Genomic DNA, 18,603 nt, shown 5'->3' with positions numbered 1-18,603 from the left:
TCTGTCTCCGATCAGGATGCGACGCCGGCGATCGCCAGCACGGTGTGCATCAGCACGTTGGTGCCCGCGGCACAGTCGCCCTGCGTGGCGTCTTCCAGCTCGTTGTGGCTGATGCCGTCCTTGCACGGCACGAACACCATCGCCGCCGGCATCACGGTGTTGAGGTTGCAGGCGTCGTGGCCGGCGCCGGAGGTGATGCGGCGGGAGGAATAGCCCAGCGTCTCGGCCGCATTCTCGACGGCCGTGATGAGCTTGGGATCGAAATGCGTCGGCGGCTTGCGCCAGACGAGATCAATCTTGACCTCGACCTTGCGGCGCGCGGCGATCTCGGCGATGGCCGCACGCAGGTCGCGATCGAGGGCATCCATGATCGCGCCATCGGCGCTGCGGCAATCCATCGTGAAGGCGATCTCGCCGGGAATGACGTTGCGCGAGGGGTTTGCGATCACAGCCTCGCCGATGGTGCCGACCGCGTTCGGCCCGTGCTTCTTCGCGGTGGCCTCCATCGCCAGCACGATCTCGGACAACGTCGCCAGCGCATCGCGCCGCAACGGCATCGGCGTCGATCCCGCGTGGCTTTCGAAGCCGGAAATCTTGCCATCGTACCACAGCACGCCCTGGCCGGAATCGACCACGCCGATGGTCTTGCCCTCGGCTTCCAGGATCGGGCCCTGCTCAATGTGCAGCTCGACGAAACAGCCGAGCTTCTGGAAGCCGACCGGCTTGTTGCCGCGATAGCCGATACTGTCGAGCGCCTGGCCGACGGTGGTGCCCTCGATGTCCTTGCGCGAGAGGATGTCGTCGGTGGTGAAATCGCCGACGTAAGCTGCGGACGCCATCATCGCCGGCGCGAAGCGTGAGCCTTCCTCGTTGGTCCAGTTGACGACGCAGATCGGCGCCTCAGTCTCGATGCCGGCATCATTCAGCGTGCGGATCACTTCGAGCGCGCCGAGCGTGCCGAGAATGCCGTCATATTTGCCGCCGGTCGGCTGGGTGTCGAGATGCGAGCCGATGCCGACGGGCAGCTTCGACATGTCGCGGCCCTTGCGCAGGCCGAACTGAGACCCGAGCGCATCGACATGCACCTCGAGGCCGGCTTCCTCGCAGGCCTTTCGGAACCAGTCGCGAACCTGCTTGTCTTCGCTGCTCAGCGTCAGCCGCCGCACACCGCCTTTGGCCGTCGCGCCGAACTGCGCGGTCTCGTGGATGGAGCCCCAGAGGCGGGCGGAATCGATTTGCAAATTAGTCGCGGCTCGGCTCATGCGTCAGTCTCTCATTGGTCCGGCGCCTTTTTCAATGACGCGCCAGCGCGGGCGCGTCAACTGCGAGGCTGCTCTGCGCAATCTGACATGCAAGCTCGGCGACGCGCTCCACCGCGACGACGTCGGGCGAGGCGAGCCAGCTTGCCGTGAACGTCAGCGGCGCGATCTCGAGATCGGTGTCGAGCAACTGCAGCCGACCGTCGGCGAGCTCGTTCTCGACGATGGCGTCGGGGATCACGGCGATGCCGAGACCTTCCACCGCCATGTGGATCACGGTGGCGAGCGAGGCAGAGGCGTGAAGACGGATTGGCGGCAGGTCCGGCCGGTCGAACACCTCGCGCACGACCTCGTAGGGTCTGGTCTTGCGCGGAAAAGTGATGATCGGAAACCGCGCGAGATCGGCGGGCGTCACCGGGCCATGGCCGAGCCCGAGTGACGGGCTTGCGAGAAAGCCGATCGGATAATCGGCGAGAAGACGATTGTGCACGCCGGAGGCCGACAGCGGCCCGACCACGAAGGCAAGCTCGATCTCCTGAGCAAGCAGGCGCGCGGTGAGGTTCGGCGTGATGTCGACCTCGATCTCCAGCGACAGGTTCGGATAGACTTCGTTCATGCTCTTCACCAGCCGCGGCAGCCAGGTGTGCACGATGGTCTCGGCGACGCCGAGCCGCATCACGCCGCGCATCGCCGAACGATCGCCGATCTCGGCCATCATCTGAGCGCGCAGGCCGATCAGCTTTTCCGCATAGACCATCATCTGCCGGCCGCTCGGGGTCGGCGAGGCCACGCGATGATCGCGGTTCAGGAGCTTTACGCCCATCTCGCGCTCGAGCTGGGCGATGCGCTGGGAGATCGCCGGCTGGGTTGTATTGAGCCGTGCTGCGGCGCCGCGGAAGCTGCCGAGCTTCACAACCCAAAGGAAGGTTTCGATCGACCTGAAGTCCAGCATTGGAAGGATTTTCCTGATCGATAAAATAGATTTATCGATACCCATTAGAAAGGACGATTAGACTTTATAGTATGCTTGATGTTGGCTACGCTTGTCGAGTTCATAGGCAGATCGATCACATGACTGTTTTTGTGGCAGCGCAGCAAACTGAAACGCCCGACACCCTCCCGAGCCGCAAGGCACGGCTCGCCTATCGTGGTGGCGAGGTCGGTTCCACCGCGGGGGTCGCTCCCGGCTTCGTCCAGGGCAATCTGGCGATCCTGCCGGCGGAATACGCCAGCGCCTTCCACCGCTTCTGCCAGCTCAATCCCAAACCGTGTCCGATCATCGGCATGTCTGACGTCGGCAGCCCGCACATCCCCGCGCTCGGCGTCGATCTCGACATCCGCACCGACGTGCCGCGTTACCGCGTCTGGCGCGACGGCGAGGTCGTGGACGAGCCGACCGACGTCACCAAGCACTGGCGCGACGATCTCGTGACCTTTGTGCTGGGCTGCTCGTTCTCGTTCGAGGAGGCATTACTCGACGAGGGCATGCCGATCCGGCACATCGAGCAGAATGTGCGGGTGCCGATGTACCGCACCAATATCGCCTGCGGCGAGGCCGGTCCGTTCGCGGGTCCGATGGTGGTCTCGATGCGCCCCTTCAAGCCGGCCGATGCGATCCGCGCGGTGCAGATCACCTCGCGCTATCCCGCCGTGCACGGCGCGCCCGTCCATCTCGGCCATCCGCATCTGATCGGCATCAAGGACATTGCCAAGCCCGACTATGGTGATCCCGTATTTGTTGCCGATGACGAGATCCCGGTGTTCTGGGCCTGCGGCGTGACGCCGCAATCAGTCATCAATGCCGCCAAGGTTCCGTTCGCGATTACGCATTCGCCTGGTTTGATGTTGGTGACGGATCTAAAGAACAGAACCATGGCCGTGATTTAGTGGGCAGCGTTTGCTGCTTCTTCAGGCTTTACCGTACCCGTCAATCGTTTCATTCGATCTGTCGAAATTCAGTAACAGGGGACTCTGCCATGACGATCTCTCGCCGCGACGTTCTGCTCGGTGCTACCGCCACTGCTGCCCTGGTGCCGCTCGCTGCACGCGCCCAGGCCTCTGAAGTCGTGATCGGCGTCATCTATCCGTTCTCCGGCGGCAGTGCGCAGCAGGGCGTCGACGCGCAGAAGGCTTATGAGACCGCGCTCGAGGTCATCAACAAGGACACTGATTTCGATCTGCCGCTGGCGAAGGGCGAGGGCCTGCCGGGCCTCGGCGGCGCCAAGGTGCGTCTCGTGTTTGCCGACCACCAGGCCGATCCGCAGAAGGGCCGCGCCGAGGCCGAGCGCCTGATCACGCAGGAGAAGGTCTCCGCCATCATCGGCACCTATCAGAGTGCGGTGGCCGTCACTGTCAGCCAGATCTGCGAGCGCTACCAGATCCCGTTCGTTTCGGCCGACAACTCCTCGCCGAGCCTGCATCGCCGCGGTCTCAAATATTACTTCCGTGCGGCGCCACATGACGAAATGTATTCGGCCGCGATGTTCGACTTCTTCGATGCCCTGAAGAAGAAGGGCACCAAGATCGAGACGCTGTCGCTGTTCCACGAAGACACCATTTTCGGCACCGACTCCGGCAACGCCCAGGCCAAGATCGCCGGCGAACGCGGCTACAAGATCGTCTCCGACATTAAGTACCGTGCCAACTCGCCTTCGCTGTCGGCCGAGGTGCAGCAGCTCAAGAGCGCCAATGCCGACGTGCTGATGCCGTCGAGCTACACCACCGACGGCATTCTGCTGGTCAAGACCATGGCCGAGCTCGGCTACAAGCCGAACGCGATCGTGGCGCAGGACGCCGGCTTTTCCGAGAAGGCGCTCTACGACGCCGTCGGCGACAAGCTCGAAGGCGTGATCTCGCGCGGCACCTTCTCGCTCGACCTCGCGCAGAAGCGCCCGATGGTCGGCAAGCTCAACGAGATGTTCAAGGCGCGCTCGGGCAAGGACTTCAACGACCTCACCTCGCGCCAGTTTATGGGCCTGATCATCCTCGCTGACGCGATCAACCGCGCCAAGTCCGCCGATGGCGAGAAGATCCGCGATGCGCTCGCCGCCACGGACATTCCGGGCGAGCAGACCATCATGCCCTGGAAGCGCGTCAAGTTCGACGACATGGGCCAGAACAACGACGCCGACCCGGTGCTGCTGCAATATATCGGCGGCAAGTTCGTCACCATCTTTCCGCCGCAGGCCGCGATCGCGGAAGCGACCTGGCCGATGAAGTAAGGTGCGAAGAGCGGGAGCGCAGACGGTAGCTCCCGCCGTCGTCCTGAGGAACGGGCGTAGCCCGCATCTCGAAGGACGAGGGCTGGGCCATCCTTCGAGACGCGCGCTTGTGCGCGCTCCTCAGGATGAGGACGTATTTCGGGAGACAGACTTGTGACAGCCCAAGCCATTATCCAGAGTCTCGCGAGCGGCCTCCTGATGGGCCTGCTCTACGGACTCATTGCGGTCGGCCTCGCGCTGATCTTCGGCCTGATGGACGTCGTGAACTTCGCCCATGGCGAGTTCCTGATGATCGCCATGTATGTGAGCTTCTTCCTGTTCACGTTCTTCGCGATCGACCCCTTGCTGTCAGCGCCGCTGGTCGCCGCGGCGCTGTTCGTGCTCGGAGCCGTGGTCTACCTGTTGGTCGTGCGCTTCGCGATGCGGGCCAAAGCCAACGCCGGCATGGTGCAGATCTTCTCCACCTTCGGCCTCGCCATCGTGATGCGCGGGCTCGCGCAGTTCTTCTTCACCCCGGACTACCGAAGCATCCCGCACTCCTGGGCCGGCGGTAAGACCATCTCCGTCGCCGGCATCTTCCTGCCGGAGCCGCAACTGATCGGCGCGTTGGTCGCGATCGCGGCCTTTGCCGGCCTCTACTTCTTCATCCACCGCACTGATTTTGGCCGTGCGCTGGAAGCGACCCGTGAGGATCCCGGCGCGGTGGCGCTGGTCGGCATCGACAAGAATCGCGTGTTTGCGCTCGGCTGGGGCTTAGGGGCCGCGCTGGTCGGTCTTGCCGGCGCGATCATGGCGGTGTTCTTCTACATCTATCCCGATGTCGGCGCATCCTTTGCGCTGATCGCCTACGTGACCGTCGCGCTCGGCGGCTTCGGCAGCGTGTTCGGCGCCTTCGCCGGCGGCATCATCGTCGGCCTGGTCGAAGCGACCACCGCATTGGTGCTGCCGCCCTCGCTGAAGTCGGTCGGCATCTATGCTGTCTATCTGCTCGTTGTCTTCATCCGGCCGCGTGGCCTGTTCGGACAGATGTGATGGACAAGAATTTTGCCGCGCGGCGCCGCCGCGATCTCATCATCGCCGCGGTCCTGGCTGGACTCGCAGCGCTCGCGCCGGTGTTCGTCAGGGATGTCTACGTCCAGAACATCCTGATCCTGACCCTGATGTATGCGGCGCTGTCGCAGAGCTGGAACATCCTGTCCGGTTATTGCGGTCAGATCTCGCTCGGCCACGCGCTCTATTTCGGCATCGGCGCCTATACCACGGAGCTGCTGTTCACCAAGTTCGGCGTGCTGCCCTGGTTCGGCATGCTCGCCGGCGGCGTAATCGCGGCTCTCATCGCGATGGGGCTTGGCTATCCCTTCTTCCGCCTGCGTGGCCATTACTTCGTGATCGCGACCATCGTCATCGCCGAGATCGGGCTGTTGCTGTTCCAGAATTGGGAATGGGCGGGGGCCGCAATGGGCATCACCATTCCGGTGCGCGGCGACAGTTGGCTGAAATTCCAGTTCCTGCGCAGCAAGCTGCCGTACTTCTATTTCGCGCTTGCGCTCTGCTGCCTCGCCTGGTTCGTCACCTGGTGGCTGGAGGATTCCAAGTGGGGCTTTTGGTGGCGCGCGGTGAAGGACAATCCGGAAGCCGCTGAAAGCCTCGGCGTCGTCGTGTTCAACTCCAAAATGGGTGCGGCCGCCGTCTCCGCCTTCCTCGTTGCCGTCGGCGGCGCGTTCTATGCGCAGTTCCTCGCTTATATCGATCCAGAAAGCGTCATGGGCTTCCAGTTTTCGCTGCTGATGGCGCTCCCGGCCGTGCTCGGTGGCATCGGCACCCTCTGGGGTCCCGTGTTGGGCGCGGCCATCCTGATCCCGATGACGGAACTGACGCGCTCCTATATCGGCGGCTCCGGACGCGGCGTCGACCTCATCGTCTATGGTGCGCTGATCGTGGCGATTTCGCTGGCGCTGCCGCAAGGCTTGGTGAGCCTGTTCTCCCGTTCAAAGGCAAAGGGAGCCACGCGATGACCGCGCTCCTTGAAACCCGCGGCGTCTGGCAGCGGTTCGGCGGCCTCGTCGCCAACAGCGACGTCTCGATCTCAGTCGGCCGCGGCGAGATCGTCGGTCTGATCGGTCCCAACGGCGCCGGCAAGTCGACGCTGTTCAATCTCATCGCCGGCGTTCTGCCGCCGACGCAAGGCTCGATCTGGTTCGACGGTGAGGATGTCACCACATTGCCCGCGGCTGAACGCTGCCAGCGCGGCGTCGGACGCACCTTCCAGGTCGTCAAGAGCTTTGAGACCATGACGGTCATCGACAACGTCATCGTCGGTGCCTTGGTGCGCAACACGGTGATGCGCGAGGCGCGCCGCAAGGCGCATGAAGTACTGGAGTTCACCGGGCTCGCCGCGCGCGCCGACGTGCTCGCGAGCGACCTCGTGCCGGCCGAGAAGCGCCGCCTCGAAGTTGCTCGTGCGCTTGCGACCGAACCGAAACTGCTGCTGCTCGATGAGGTCCTCACCGGCCTCACACCGACCGAGGCGCAAACCGGTGTGGCGCTGGTGCGAAAAGTACGCGATACCGGCATCACCGTTCTGATGGTCGAACACGTCATGGAGATCGTGATGCCGCTGGTCGACCGCGCCATCGTGCTCGATCTCGGCAAGGTTCTGGTCGAAGGCAAGCCCGCCGACGTGGTCCGCGATCCCAAGGTGATCAGCGCATATCTGGGAGATCGTCATGCTGTCAGTGCATGAAGTCACGACCGCCTATCAGGGCCTGGTCGCGATCTCCGCGATCTCGATCGAGGTCCAGAAGGGGGAGATCGTCTGCGTTGCCGGTGCCAACGGTGCGGGCAAGTCGACGCTGCTCAAATCCATCGCCGGTGCCGAGCGCCCGCGTTCGGGCACCGTGACGTTCGACGGCAAGCGCCTTGACGGCATGGCGCAGCATCACATCACCGCCACCGGCATTGCCTATGTGCCGGAGAACCGCCGCCTGTTTCCACGCCTCTCTGTGCGCGACAATCTCCGCCTCGGCAGCTATCTCTATCGCGGCGAGGCGGATCGCGAGGGGCCGCTCGATCTCGTCTTCAAGCTGTTCCCGCGCCTGTCCGAACGCCTTGAGCAGCGCGCCGAAACGCTCTCCGGCGGCGAGCAACAGATGCTCGCGATTGGCCGCGCCTTGATGACGCGTCCGCGGCTGTTGATGCTGGACGAGCCGTCGCAAGGCATCATGCCAAAGTTGGTCGATGAAATCTTCCAGGCGGTGAAAACCATCCGCGATGCCGGGATGACCGTGCTGATCGTCGAACAGCGCATGGCGGAGTGCCTCGAGATCGCAGACCGCGCCTACATCCTGCAGACCGGACGCGTGCTGATGCAGGGACCGGCAGCCGACATCAGGGGCAATCCGGACGTGCGCAAAGCGTATCTGGGGCTGTAGGCGCCGGAGCTGCCTCCGCGAGCACTGCCGTCATCCTGAGGTGCGCGCTCTTGCGCGCCTCGAAGGATGAGCCGCAAGCGCCTGTAGCCCATCCTTCGAGGCTTCAACTTGCGATGCTTTGCATCGCAAGGCTCGCACCTCAGGATGACGCCGGCGTGTGTGGCTCGTGCCCATCCTCCGGCAGCATCACCCCGTACACCTTCACCAGATCCGTCACCTGGTCCGGCGACAGAAAACGCGGGTTCATCCCGCGCAGCAGCAGATACAGCTTCGCAGTCTCTTCCAGTTCTTCCGTCGCGAACACCGCCGCTTCCAGCGTGTCGCCGGCGACGACGGGCCCGTGATTGGCGAGCAGCACGGATGAATATTTCCCCGCCAGTCCCTTGATCGCATCCGCGACCGCGGGATCGCCGGGGCGGTAATAGGGCACGAGCGCGGTAGCGCCGCATTTCATCAGGTAGTAGGCCGTCATCGGCGGCAGCGCGGCGCGCGGGTCGATCTCGGGCAGCATCGAGAGCGCGACCGAATGCGTCGAATGCAGATGCACGATCGCCCGCGCGCTTCCGCGCGTGTCGTAGAGTGCGGTATGCAGCGGAACTTCCTTGGTCGGCGCATCGCCGGACATGAGTCGGCCCTGATCGTCCAGCCGCGACAGTTTTGCAGGATCTAGGAAGCCGAGCGAGGCGTTGGTCGGCGTCACCAGCCAGCCGCCGCCATCCAGCCTGACGCTGATATTGCCGGACGAGCCCGGCGTCAGCCCGCGCTCGAACAGGGACCGTCCCAAGCGGCAGATATCCTCGCGCAGCCTTGTCTCGTTGCTCGTTTCAGTTCTCATGGCCGTCATGCCCGCTTGTCTCACGCTTTGGCAGCGCGGCCAAGCCGTGTTATTCGAGGTTACGAGCCGCCGCAAAGGGCGGCCGTCCGGGAAACGTTCGAAGGGTTAGTTGCATGGCCGCCTCCACGTCACAAAATCAGCGCATCGCCGTCATCGGGCTCGGCTCGATGGGGTACGGCATGGCGACCTCGCTGAAGCGCGCCGGCCATACGGTCACCGGCTGCGACGTTTCGGCCGATGCGGTGGCGCGCTTTGTGAAGGACGGCGGCGCCGGCGCCACAACGCCGGCCGAGGCGGCCAAGGGCGCCGACATCGTCGTCAGCGTCGTCGTCAATGCCGCGCAGACCGAAGCGATTCTGTTCGGCAAAGATGGTGTCGCGGAGACCCTGCCGAAGGACAGTGTTTTCATCTCTTCTGCCACCATGGATCCCGACGTGGCCCGGCGCCTGGCAAAACAGCTGGAAGCAACCGGGCGAAATTACCTGGATGCGCCGATCTCCGGCGGTGCGCAGCGTGCCGCGCAAGGCGAGCTGACGATCCTCGCATCCGGCGGCCCGGCCGCCTTTTCGAAAGCGCGCCCGGCGCTCGATGCCATGGCGGCAAAGCTCTACGAACTTGGCGATGCTGCTGGGCAGGGTGCGGCGTTCAAGATGATCAATCAGCTGCTGGCCGGCGTGCATATCGCCGCCGCGAGCGAAGCAATCGCGTTCGCCGCCAAGCAAGGCCTCGACATCCGCAAGGTCTATGAGGTGATCACGGCGTCTGCCGGCAATTCGTGGATGTTCGAGAACCGCATGCCGCACGTGCTCGACGGCGACTATACGCCGCGCAGCGCGGTTGAGATCTTCGTCAAGGACCTCGGCATCATCCAGGACATGGCGCGCAGCGCCAGATTCCCGGTGCCGGTTTCCGCCGCGGCCCTCCAGATGTTCCTGATGACGTCAGCCGCCGGCATGGGGCGTGACGATGATGCGTCGGTGGCGCGGATGTATGCGCAGGTCACCGGCGTAAAACTTCCCGGCGACAAGTAGAAGAGGATTCCAATGCCCCGTTTCGCCGCCAACCTCTCGATGATGTTCACCGAGGTGCCGTTCCTCGACCGGTTCGATGCCGCCGCGGCAGCCGGCTTCACCGCTGTCGAGTTTCTCTTTCCCTATGAGCATCCGGTCGAAGCGGTCGGCGAGCGGCTCAAGCGCAACGGCCTGACACAGGCGCTGTTCAACCTGCCGCCGGGCGATTGGAGCGCCGGCGAGAAGGGCTTTGCCGCACTGCCGGCACGCTTTGCCGATCTCAAGGCGAGCCTGGAGACGGCGCTGCCTTACGCCAAAGCGACCGGCGTCAAGCGGCTGCATTTGATGGCGGGCATCGCCAACCGCGGCGAACGCGTCGCAATCGAGGCCTTCTACAAATCGGTGGCGTGGGCCGCGGAGTTCTTCGCGCCGCATGGCATCGACATCGTGCTCGAGCCGATCAATTCCCGCAACGTGCCAGGCTATTTCCTCAACGATTTCGGCTTCGCGCGCGATCTGATCCAGGAGTTGCGGCTTCCCAATTTGAGACTTCAGTTCGACATCTATCACTGCGGGATCATTCATGGCGACGTCACCATGCGGCTGCGCGAGATGATGCCGATCATCGGCCACATCCAGATCGCCAGCATTCCCTCGCGCAACGAGCCTGACGGCGAGGAGCTCAATTATCCGTTTCTGTTCGATGAGCTCGACCGCCTCGGCTATGCCGGATTCGTCGGCTGCGAATACAATCCGCGTGGCAAGACCGCCGATGGGCTCGCCTGGTTCAAGCCCTATGCGGGAGTGAAGCCGTGACGCTAGCAGCGAAGATTTCTCTTGGCTGCATTGCCGACGACTATACCGGCGCCTCGGATCTCGCCAACACGCTCACGCGCGCCGGCCTGCGCACGGTGCAGACCATCGGCGTGCCCGCCGACGATCTGAAGCTGCCGGAGGTCGATGCCGTCGTGGTGTCGCTGAAGAGCCGCTCGATCGAGGCGGGGCTTGCGGTGTCACGCTCGCGCGCGGCCGGGAAGTGGCTGCGTGGTCGCGGCGCGAGCCACGTGCTGTTCAAGATCTGCTCGACCTTCGATTCCACTGACGCCGGCAATATCGGGCCGGTGATGGATGCGCTGCGCGCCGATTGCGGCGAGGCCGTCGTGCTGGTCACGCCGGCTTTCCCGGAGACCGGCCGCACCGTCTACCAGGGCAATCTGTTCGTCGGTGCCGTGCCGCTGAACGAGAGTCCGCTCAAGGACCATCCGCTCAACCCGATGCATGATTCCAACCTGGTGCGCGTACTGGCGCGCCAGAGCAAGACGCAGATCGATCTCGTCGATCTCGCGACCCTGACGCGCGGGGCGGAGGCCGTACGGGCCCGGCTTGCTGAGTTATCAGGCAAGGGCATCGGCGCCGCGATCATCGACGCCGTGTTCGACCGCGACCTCGAGACCATCGGCCTTGTCGCCGTCGAGCACCGGCTGTCGGTCGGTGCCTCCGGTATCGGCCTTGGGCTCGCTCGCGCGCTGGTGTCGACCGGCAAGGTCAAGTCGGCCACCACGAGCAGCGACCGGGGTGCCGCCGTCGGCGGACAGGCGGCGTGCCTTGCGGGAAGCTGCTCGCAGGCCACCCTGCAGCAGATCGCCAACGCCGAACGCGTCATGCCGGTGTTACATCTCGACCCTGACCGTATTCTTACGGGACCGAGTGAAACGCAGCGCGCGCTGGACTGGGCGAAGGAGCGATTGTCCCAGGGGCCGGTGCTGATTGCATCGAGCGCGACGCCGGCTGATGTCGCTGCGCTCCAGGCGCGTCACGGCCGCGACGCCGCGGGGCAGGCGATCGAGCAGACGATGGCCGATATCGCGGAAAGCCTAGTGAAATCAGGCGTTCGGCGCTTGATCATAGCCGGCGGCGAGACCTCCGGTGCCGTCGTCGATCGCCTCAGGATTCCCGGCTTCCTCGTTGGGGCGGAGATCGCCGCGGGTGTGCCGGTGCTTCGTGCCGTCGGCGCCGAGGCGGGCGACATGCTGCTCGCTTTGAAGTCGGGCAATTTCGGTGGACCCGAGTTTTTCTCGGACGCGCTTGGGCTCATGCGCTGAGCGCAGGGCGTTTTTAGCGCCCCGTTCATTTCTTTAGCGTTCCGTACTCGTACGGAGTCGTAGTTAACAACTGCTCAGTCGCTTTGTTGTTGGATATCGGCACCGCCGCTTTCGGTTGACTGCTTTTCCAGGCCGCGTGCCGCGCCAACGTAAAGAGACCCAATTATGCTCGCCACCATCTCCATCCGCGCCAAGATCATCAGCGTCGTGGCGTTCCTGCTGGTCGCGATGGCCGGCATGGGCGTGCTCGCCGTCATGAAGATGCGGTCGATGAATGCCAACACCACCGACATCACCACGAACTGGATGCCCAGCGTGCGGGTGCTCGGCGAAATTCGCGCCGCCGTCATCACTTATCGCAATGTGGTTCGCGAGCACATGTTGTCCGAGAAGCTGGACGACAAGATTGCGGCAGAAACAACCGCGGCGACAGTGACGGAGACGTTGGGGAAAGCTCGCAAGCAATATGAGGCCATGATTAGCCTACCGGAAGAGCGCGCGCTGTATGCCGAGTGGTCCAAGCTGTGGGGCGACTACCAGAAAGGCGCCGAAGAGGTCATGGAGCTGTCACGTATGGAGGCCGGCAAGGTCCCGCACGCGTCCCATGAGCTGAACACAAAGACGGTCAACAAGATCGGCCTCAAGTCTGACGAGGTCCTGCAAAAGGATATCGACCTCAATACCAAGGGCGGCACTCAGGCGGCCCAGGATGCCGCCGATAGCTACTTCAATGCTTTCATGCTGGTTGTGGTGATTCTCGGCGCAGCCGTCCTGACCGGCATCGGCGTCGGCTTCTATCTCGTCCGGGACGTCTCCAGCGGCATCAACTCGATCATCGAGCCGATGCAGGCGCTGGGCAAGGGCGACCTGTCCGCCGAAGTCCCGCATCGCGGCGATAAGACCGAGATCGGCGCCATGGCCGACGTGCTCCAGGTCTTCAAGGAGGCGCTGATCGCCAAGAAGGCCGCCGACGAGGCCGCTGCGGCCGATGCCGAGGCCAAGATCGAGCGCGGCCGCCGCGTCGACAACGTCACCCGCGAATTCGAAACGATGATTGGCGAGATCGTCCAGACCGTGTCGTCGGCCTCGACCCAACTCGAAGCCTCGGCCTCGACGCTGACCGGGACCGCCGACCGCTCGCAGCGTCTGGCGACCACGGTTGCCGCGGCTTCCGAAGAAGCCTCCACCAACGTGCAGTCGGTGGCCTCGGCGACCGAAGAGATGGCCTCTTCCGTGGGCGAGATCAGCCGTCAGGTGCAGGAATCGGCGCGGATGGCCGGTGACGCCGTCGGCCAGGCCCGCGCCACCACCGAACGCGTCAGTGAGCTCTCGAAGGCCGCCTCCCGCATCGGCGACGTCGTCGAACTCATCAACACCATCGCCGGCCAGACCAACCTGCTGGCGCTGAACGCCACCATCGAAGCGGCGCGCGCCGGTGAGGCCGGCCGCGGCTTCGCGGTGGTCGCATCTGAGGTGAAGGCACTCGCCGAGCAGACCGCCAAGGCGACCGGCGAGATCGGCCAGCAGATCTCCGGCATCCAGGCGGCGACCAACGACTCGGTCGGCGCCATCAAGGAGATCTCCTCGACCATCGAGCGACTCTCGGAAATCTCCTCGGCGATTGCCGCCGCAGTGGAAGAGCAGGGCGCCGCGACCCAGGAAATCGCCCGCAACGTGCAGCAGGCGGCCCACGGCACCCAGCAGGTCTCCTCCAACATCACCGACGTGCAGCGCGGTGCGACCGAGACCGGCACGGCCTCCTCGCAGGTGCTGTCGGCGGCACAGATGCTGTCCAACGACTCGACCCGGTTGAAGACCGAGGTCAGCAAGTTCCTGACCAACGTCCGCGCGGCGTAAGCCTGAAGACGATACCTGTTCTGAAAGCGGCGCCTCCGGGCGCCGCTTTTTTACGTGGTTGAAAGCCCTCTCTGTAATCTTTTGGCCAGAGGCTGCATATCTGGAATGCGATTTCGCTATGCAATAGCAGGGAAGTGACCGCGCGTGACGCGCTGCCCATTAGCCATTTCGGCGGTGTTCGGCTAAATCAGCCGAGGAACCCGCGGGGGTGTTCCCTGTCCCCTGTTTTGGAATTGCCTGACGAATGATTGCTCTGGTTCGTATTGCCCTGAGCCGGCCCTACACGTTTGTCGTGCTGGCGCTCCTGCTTCTGATCATCGGGCCGCTTGCGGCTCTGCGGACGCCGACCGACATCTTTCCGGACATCCGCATCCCCGTGATCGGTGTGGTCTGGCAGTACACCGGCCTGCCGCCCGACCAGATGTCGGGCCGCATCACCACGCCGTTCCAGCGGGCGCTGACGACGACCGTCAACGACATCGAGCACATCACCGCCAATTCCTATAACGGCTTTGGCATCATCAAGATCTTCTTCCAGCCCAATGTCGACATCCGCACCGCCAATGCGCAGGTTACGGCGATCTCGCAGACGCTGCTGAAGCAGATGCCGCCGGGCGCGACGCCGCCCTTGATCCTGAACTACTCCGCCTCCACCGTGCCGATCATCCAGGTGGCGCTGTCGGGCGACGGCCTGACCGAACAGAACCTCGCCGACATCGGAATCAACCAGCTGCGCACGCCGCTCGTCACCGTGCCCGGTGCGGCGATCCCGTATCCGTTCGGCGGCAAGCAGCGCCAGGTCCAGATCGACCTCGACCCGACCGCGCTGCAGGCCCGTGGCCTGTCCGGCCAGGACGTCGCCAATGCGCTCGCGGCCCAGAACCTGATCACGCCGGTCGGCACCCAGAAGATCGGCACCTTCGAGTACAGCATCCAGCTCAACAACTCGCCACTCAAGATCGACGAGCTCGGCAATCTGCCGATCAAGACCGTCAACGGTGCGATGGTCTATGTGCGCGACGTCGCCACCGTGCGCGACGGCAATCCGCCGCAGACCAACATCGTCCACGTCGACGGCAACCGTTCGGTGCTGATGATGGTGCTGAAGGCGGGCGCGACCTCGACGCTCGATATCATCGCCGGCATCAAGCAGAAGGTGATTGACGTCAAGGACCAGATGCCGGACGCGCTGAAGGTCGGGTTCATCGGCGACCAGTCGGTGTTCGTCCGCGGCGCGATCCAGGGCGTCGCCTTCGAAGGCGTGATCGCGGCGCTGCTCACCAGCGTGATGATCCTGCTGTTCCTCGGCAGCTGGCGCTCGACCGTCATCATCGCGGTCTCGATCCCGCTGTCCGTGCTCGGTGCCATCGTCATGCTGTCGGCGATCGGCGAGACGCTCAACATCATGACGCTCGGCGGCCTTGCGCTAGCGGTCGGCATCCTCGTCGACGACGCCACGGTGACCATCGAGAATATCAATTATCATCTCGAGCAGGGCAAGCCGGTCGAGCAGTCGATCCTCGACGGCGCCAACCAGATCGTGACGCCGGCCTTTGTCTCGCTGCTCTGTATCTGCATCGTATTCGTGCCGATGTTCTTTCTCACCGGCGTCGCGCGCTTCCTGTTTGTGCCGATGGCCGAAGCGGTGATGTTCGCGATGATCTGGTCGTTCATCCTGTCGCGCACGCTTGTGCCGACCATGGCGAACTATTTGCTGCAGGCCCATGTCCATCATGAGGGCGAGCCGCCGAAATCGCGCAATCCGCTCGTGTGGTTTCAGCGCGGTTTCGAGGCACGCTTCGAGCGCATTCGTGGCGGTTACCATAACTTCCTCGGGCTCGCCCTTGCACACCGCGCAGTGTTCGTGATCGGATTCCTCTGCGTGGTCGGTGCGTCCTTCGCGCTGGTGCCGTTCTTGGGGCGCAATTTCTTCCCCGCCGTCGATGCCGGCAACATCCTGATGCATGTGCGCACCCAGGTCGGCACCCGCGTCGAGGAGGCCGCCAACCAGCTCGCGGACGTGCAGAAGGCGGTGCGCAAGCTGATTCCGGGCGAGATCGAGACCATGACCGACAACATCGGCATGCCGATCTCCGGCATCAACATGACCTACAACAACACCGGCGTGATCGGTCCGCAGGACGGCGACATCCAGATCAAGCTGAAGGAAGGTCACAAGCCGACCGAAGAGCATGTGAAGGTGCTGCGTGAGCAGCTGCCACGGCTGTTCCCGGGCGTCAGCTTCGCCTTCCTGCCGGCCGACATCGTCAGCCAGATCCTGAATTTCGGCGCGCCGGCGCCGATCGACTTGCAAATCCGCGGGGCCAATCTCGACGGCAACTTTGCCTACGCCAACAAGTTGCTCGCCAGGGTCCGCCGCATTCCAGGCGTTGCAGATGCCCGCATCCAGCAATCGCCGAACCTGCCGACCTTCAATATCGATGTCGATCGCACCCGCGCGCAATATGTCGGCCTGACCGAGCGCGACGTCACCAACAGCCTCGTCGTCAATCTCGCCGGCTCGTCACAAGTGGCGCCGACTTACTATCTCAATCCCGATAACGGCGTGTCCTATTCGATCGTGATGCAGACGCCGCAATATCAGATCGATTCGCTCAGCGCGTTGCAGACGCTGCCGATCACCGCGGCCGGCGCCTCGCAGTCGCCGATCCTCGGCGGCATCGCCGACATCAAGCGTGCAACCTCGAGCGCGGTGGTGTCGCAATACGACATTCAAAACCTCGTGCAGATCTTTGCCACGACGTCGGGCCGCGATCTCGGTGCTGTCGCAACCGACATCCGCCAGGCCATCGCCGACACCGCCAGAGACGTGCCGAAGGGCTCCTCCGTGGCGTTGCTTGGTCAAGTGCAGACCATGAACAGCGCCTTCACCGGTCTTCTGTTCGGCCTGCTCGGCGCCGTCGTGCTGATCTATTTCCTGATCGTCGTGAACTTCCAGTCCTGGTCCGATCCGTTCGTGATCATCACGGCGCTGCCGGCCGCGCTCGCCGGCATCGTCTGGATGCTGTTCACGACCCAGACCACGCTGTCGGTGCCGGCGCTCACCGGCGCCATCATGTGCATGGGCGTTGCCACCGCCAACAGCGTGCTGGTGATCTCCTTTGCCCGCGAGCGCTATGAGGAGCTGGGCGACCCCATCGCGGCCGCGCTGGAAGCCGGCTTCGTCCGGTTTCGGCCGGTGCTGATGACCGCACTCGCCATGATCATCGGCATGGCGCCGATGGCCCTGGGGCTCGGCGAGGGTGGCGAGCAGAATGCGCCACTTGGCCGCGCCGTGATTGGCGGCCTGATCTTTGCAACTTTCGCCACGCTGATGTTTGTTCCCGTGGTGTTCAGCATGGTACACAAGAAACAAGGCGCCAAAGCCGCCGCCCCATTGGAGACTCCGCATGTCGCCCACTGAATCCCGCTCCCCGGTGTCGCGCCGGAAACTGGGCATTTTCAGCGTGGTGGCGCTGATTGCGGCAGGCCTCGTGGTCGGCACCGGCATCCGGGCTCGCGAGGACCAAAGCTCCAAGCTGAAGGAATGGACCGATGACCAGGCCGTTCCCAGCGTTGCGGTCACGCTGCCCACCGCCAAGGCGCTTAATTCCACCATCGACCTGCCGGGGCGGCTTGAGGCCTATTACCGCGCCCCGATCTTCGCGCGCGTCTCCGGTTATCTGAAAAGCTGGAGCGCCGACATCGGTGCCCGCGTCAAGGCAGGGCAGGTGATCGCCGAGATCGAGGCGCCCGACCTCGACCAGCAGCTCTTGCAGGCCCGCGCCGACCTCGCCAGCCAGCAGGCCAGCGCCAGGCTGTCGGAGGCAACGCTCAACCGCCGCAAGACGCTGGTGGCCTCCAATTTCGTCTCGGCACAGGAGATCGACGAGCGCACCGCCGATCTCTCCAACAAGAACGCCGCCGTCCATTCCGGGCAGGCCAATGTCGAGCGGCTCGAGGCGCTCGCCGGCTACAAGAAGATCACCGTGCCGTTCGACGGCGTGGTCACGGCGCGCGACACCGACGTCGGTGCGCTGATCAACGCCGGCGGCGGTTCGGGTCCGGCGATGTTCGTGGTCTCCGACATCACCAAGCTGCGCGTTTACGTCAACGTGCCCCAGAACTACGTGCCGGCGATCAAGATGGGGGCCAAGGCCACCATGGTGATGCCGGATTACCCGAACCGGACGTTCCAGGCCACGGTGGAGGCCTCCTCGCAGGCGGTCGACGTCGCCTCGGGCACCACGCGCATGCAGCTCGGCCTGGACAATTCGAGCGGCGAGCTGATGCCCGGCGGCTACGCCAGCGTGAAGCTGAACCTGCAGCGCGATTCCGCGCCGCTCAGCATTCCCGCCAGTGCCCTGATCTTCAACAGCAACGGCCTGCGCGTTGCGACCGTGGGCTCCGACGACAAGGTGCAGTTCAAGACCGTGACCATCGCCCGCGATCTCGGCAAGGAGATCGAGCTTGCCTCGGGCATCGCGCCCGACGACCGCATCATCGCGGCGCCGCCGGACGGCTTGTCCGACGGCGACCAGGTGCGCGTGGTCGGCGCCGGCGGCAAGCCGGCAACTGCGTCGGAAAAGCAGGCGCCGAAGGGCTGAGACGGTTTTGTAGGGTGGGTTACGCCTTCGGCTAATCTTACTGAGTCATTCGGTCGCGGCCGCGGTGGGCGGAGAATCAAATATTTGAGGAGATTCAATATTTGGCATGCGGAGGGCCAGATGGATCTCAATCAGGGTGAAAGCAGCGGGGCACGGTTTGCGGCCTATGTAGCTGGGCTTGGAAGTGTGATCGGTCAGGCAGTGCGGATGAGGCCGCTGCGTGACTATTGCACCGGCTTGATATTGCCGGGCGAACGTAAGAGCGTCGAGCCGATGGCTGC

Annotated in this window: 15 protein-coding genes and 1 pseudogene; 13 read left to right on the top strand and 3 right to left on the bottom strand. The window is 64.1% G+C overall.

Going from position 1 to position 18,603, the window contains the following annotated elements; translation table 11 throughout:
• Positions 1 to 11: 11 nt before the first annotated feature.
• Entirely contained in the window at positions 12 to 1,262 is a 1,251-nt protein-coding gene (locus tag YUA_RS0100080) for a Zn-dependent hydrolase (protein WP_027528785.1), read from the bottom strand.
• A gap of 31 nt (positions 1,263 to 1,293) precedes the next feature.
• The gene (locus tag YUA_RS0100075) at positions 1,294 to 2,211 is read right to left on the bottom strand and encodes a LysR family transcriptional regulator (protein ID WP_027528784.1); all 918 of its coding nucleotides are present in this window, start codon (positions 2,209 to 2,211) and stop codon (positions 1,294 to 1,296) included.
• A gap of 119 nt (positions 2,212 to 2,330) precedes the next feature.
• Between YUA_RS0100075 and YUA_RS0100070 the strand changes: the two genes are divergently transcribed.
• The 6 genes from YUA_RS0100070 (at position 2,331) to YUA_RS0100045 (ending at position 7,911) form a co-directional block, all read left to right on the top strand.
• A complete protein-coding gene (locus YUA_RS0100070; RefSeq protein WP_027528783.1) occupies positions 2,331 to 3,146 on the top strand; it encodes a putative hydro-lyase in 816 nt (271 codons plus the stop codon).
• A gap of 89 nt (positions 3,147 to 3,235) precedes the next feature.
• Positions 3,236 to 4,480 (top strand): ABC transporter substrate-binding protein, encoded by a 1,245-nt coding sequence (locus tag YUA_RS0100065; RefSeq protein ID WP_027528782.1) that lies wholly within the window; start codon positions 3,236 to 3,238, stop codon positions 4,478 to 4,480.
• 153 nt (positions 4,481 to 4,633) lie between these two features.
• Positions 4,634 to 5,512, top strand: a complete 879-nt coding sequence (locus YUA_RS0100060; protein WP_027528781.1) for a branched-chain amino acid ABC transporter permease — start codon at positions 4,634 to 4,636, stop codon at positions 5,510 to 5,512.
• Entirely contained in the window at positions 5,512 to 6,495 is a 984-nt protein-coding gene (locus YUA_RS0100055; RefSeq protein ID WP_027528780.1) for a branched-chain amino acid ABC transporter permease, read from the top strand. The genes YUA_RS0100060 and YUA_RS0100055 overlap by 1 nt, the downstream gene beginning before the upstream one ends.
• Positions 6,492 to 7,223, top strand: a complete 732-nt coding sequence (locus YUA_RS0100050; protein ID WP_027528779.1) for an ABC transporter ATP-binding protein — start codon at positions 6,492 to 6,494, stop codon at positions 7,221 to 7,223. Before YUA_RS0100055 ends, YUA_RS0100050 begins: the two co-directional genes overlap by 4 nt.
• On the top strand, positions 7,207 to 7,911 hold the full coding sequence (locus YUA_RS0100045; protein ID WP_027528778.1) for an ABC transporter ATP-binding protein: 705 nt from the start codon (positions 7,207 to 7,209) through the stop codon (positions 7,909 to 7,911). Before YUA_RS0100050 ends, YUA_RS0100045 begins: the two co-directional genes overlap by 17 nt.
• 139 nt (positions 7,912 to 8,050) lie before the next feature.
• On the opposite strand, the gene YUA_RS0100040 is transcribed toward YUA_RS0100045, so the two are convergent.
• Positions 8,051 to 8,755, bottom strand: a complete 705-nt coding sequence (locus YUA_RS0100040; protein ID WP_035970266.1) for an aldolase — start codon at positions 8,753 to 8,755, stop codon at positions 8,051 to 8,053.
• Between YUA_RS0100040 and ltnD the strand changes: the two genes are divergently transcribed.
• The 7 genes and pseudogenes from ltnD to YUA_RS51500 all read left to right on the top strand — a co-directional run.
• A complete protein-coding gene (gene ltnD / locus YUA_RS0100035) occupies positions 8,719 to 9,777 on the top strand; it encodes an L-threonate dehydrogenase (protein ID WP_256375352.1) in 1,059 nt (352 codons plus the stop codon). The two genes, YUA_RS0100040 and ltnD, sit on opposite strands and share 37 nt — an antisense overlap.
• Before the next feature lie 12 nt (positions 9,778 to 9,789).
• On the top strand, positions 9,790 to 10,572 hold the full coding sequence (gene otnI / locus YUA_RS0100030; protein WP_027528775.1) for a 2-oxo-tetronate isomerase: 783 nt from the start codon (positions 9,790 to 9,792) through the stop codon (positions 10,570 to 10,572).
• Positions 10,569 to 11,858, top strand: coding sequence for a 3-oxo-tetronate kinase (gene otnK, locus YUA_RS0100025; RefSeq protein ID WP_027528774.1), 1,290 nt, complete (start codon positions 10,569 to 10,571; stop codon positions 11,856 to 11,858). The genes otnI and otnK overlap by 4 nt, the downstream gene beginning before the upstream one ends.
• A gap of 165 nt (positions 11,859 to 12,023) precedes the next feature.
• Complete coding sequence (locus YUA_RS0100020; protein ID WP_027528773.1) at positions 12,024 to 13,715, top strand: methyl-accepting chemotaxis protein; 1,692 nt, start codon at positions 12,024 to 12,026, stop codon at positions 13,713 to 13,715.
• A gap of 244 nt (positions 13,716 to 13,959) precedes the next feature.
• Complete coding sequence (locus YUA_RS0100015; protein WP_027528772.1) at positions 13,960 to 17,139, top strand: efflux RND transporter permease subunit; 3,180 nt, start codon at positions 13,960 to 13,962, stop codon at positions 17,137 to 17,139.
• A complete protein-coding gene (locus YUA_RS0100010) occupies positions 17,126 to 18,322 on the top strand; it encodes an efflux RND transporter periplasmic adaptor subunit (RefSeq protein WP_027528771.1) in 1,197 nt (398 codons plus the stop codon). Before YUA_RS0100015 ends, YUA_RS0100010 begins: the two co-directional genes overlap by 14 nt.
• Positions 18,323 to 18,442: 120 nt before the next feature.
• Positions 18,443 to 18,603 (top strand): annotated as a pseudogene (locus YUA_RS51500) (IS701 family transposase); the annotation flags it as partial.

The sequence above is a fragment of the Bradyrhizobium sp. WSM3983 genome, from assembly GCF_000473045.1.
In the GTDB taxonomy this organism is placed as follows: domain Bacteria; phylum Pseudomonadota; class Alphaproteobacteria; order Rhizobiales; family Xanthobacteraceae; genus Bradyrhizobium.
This window is presented reverse-complemented; position numbering and strand designations above follow the sequence as displayed.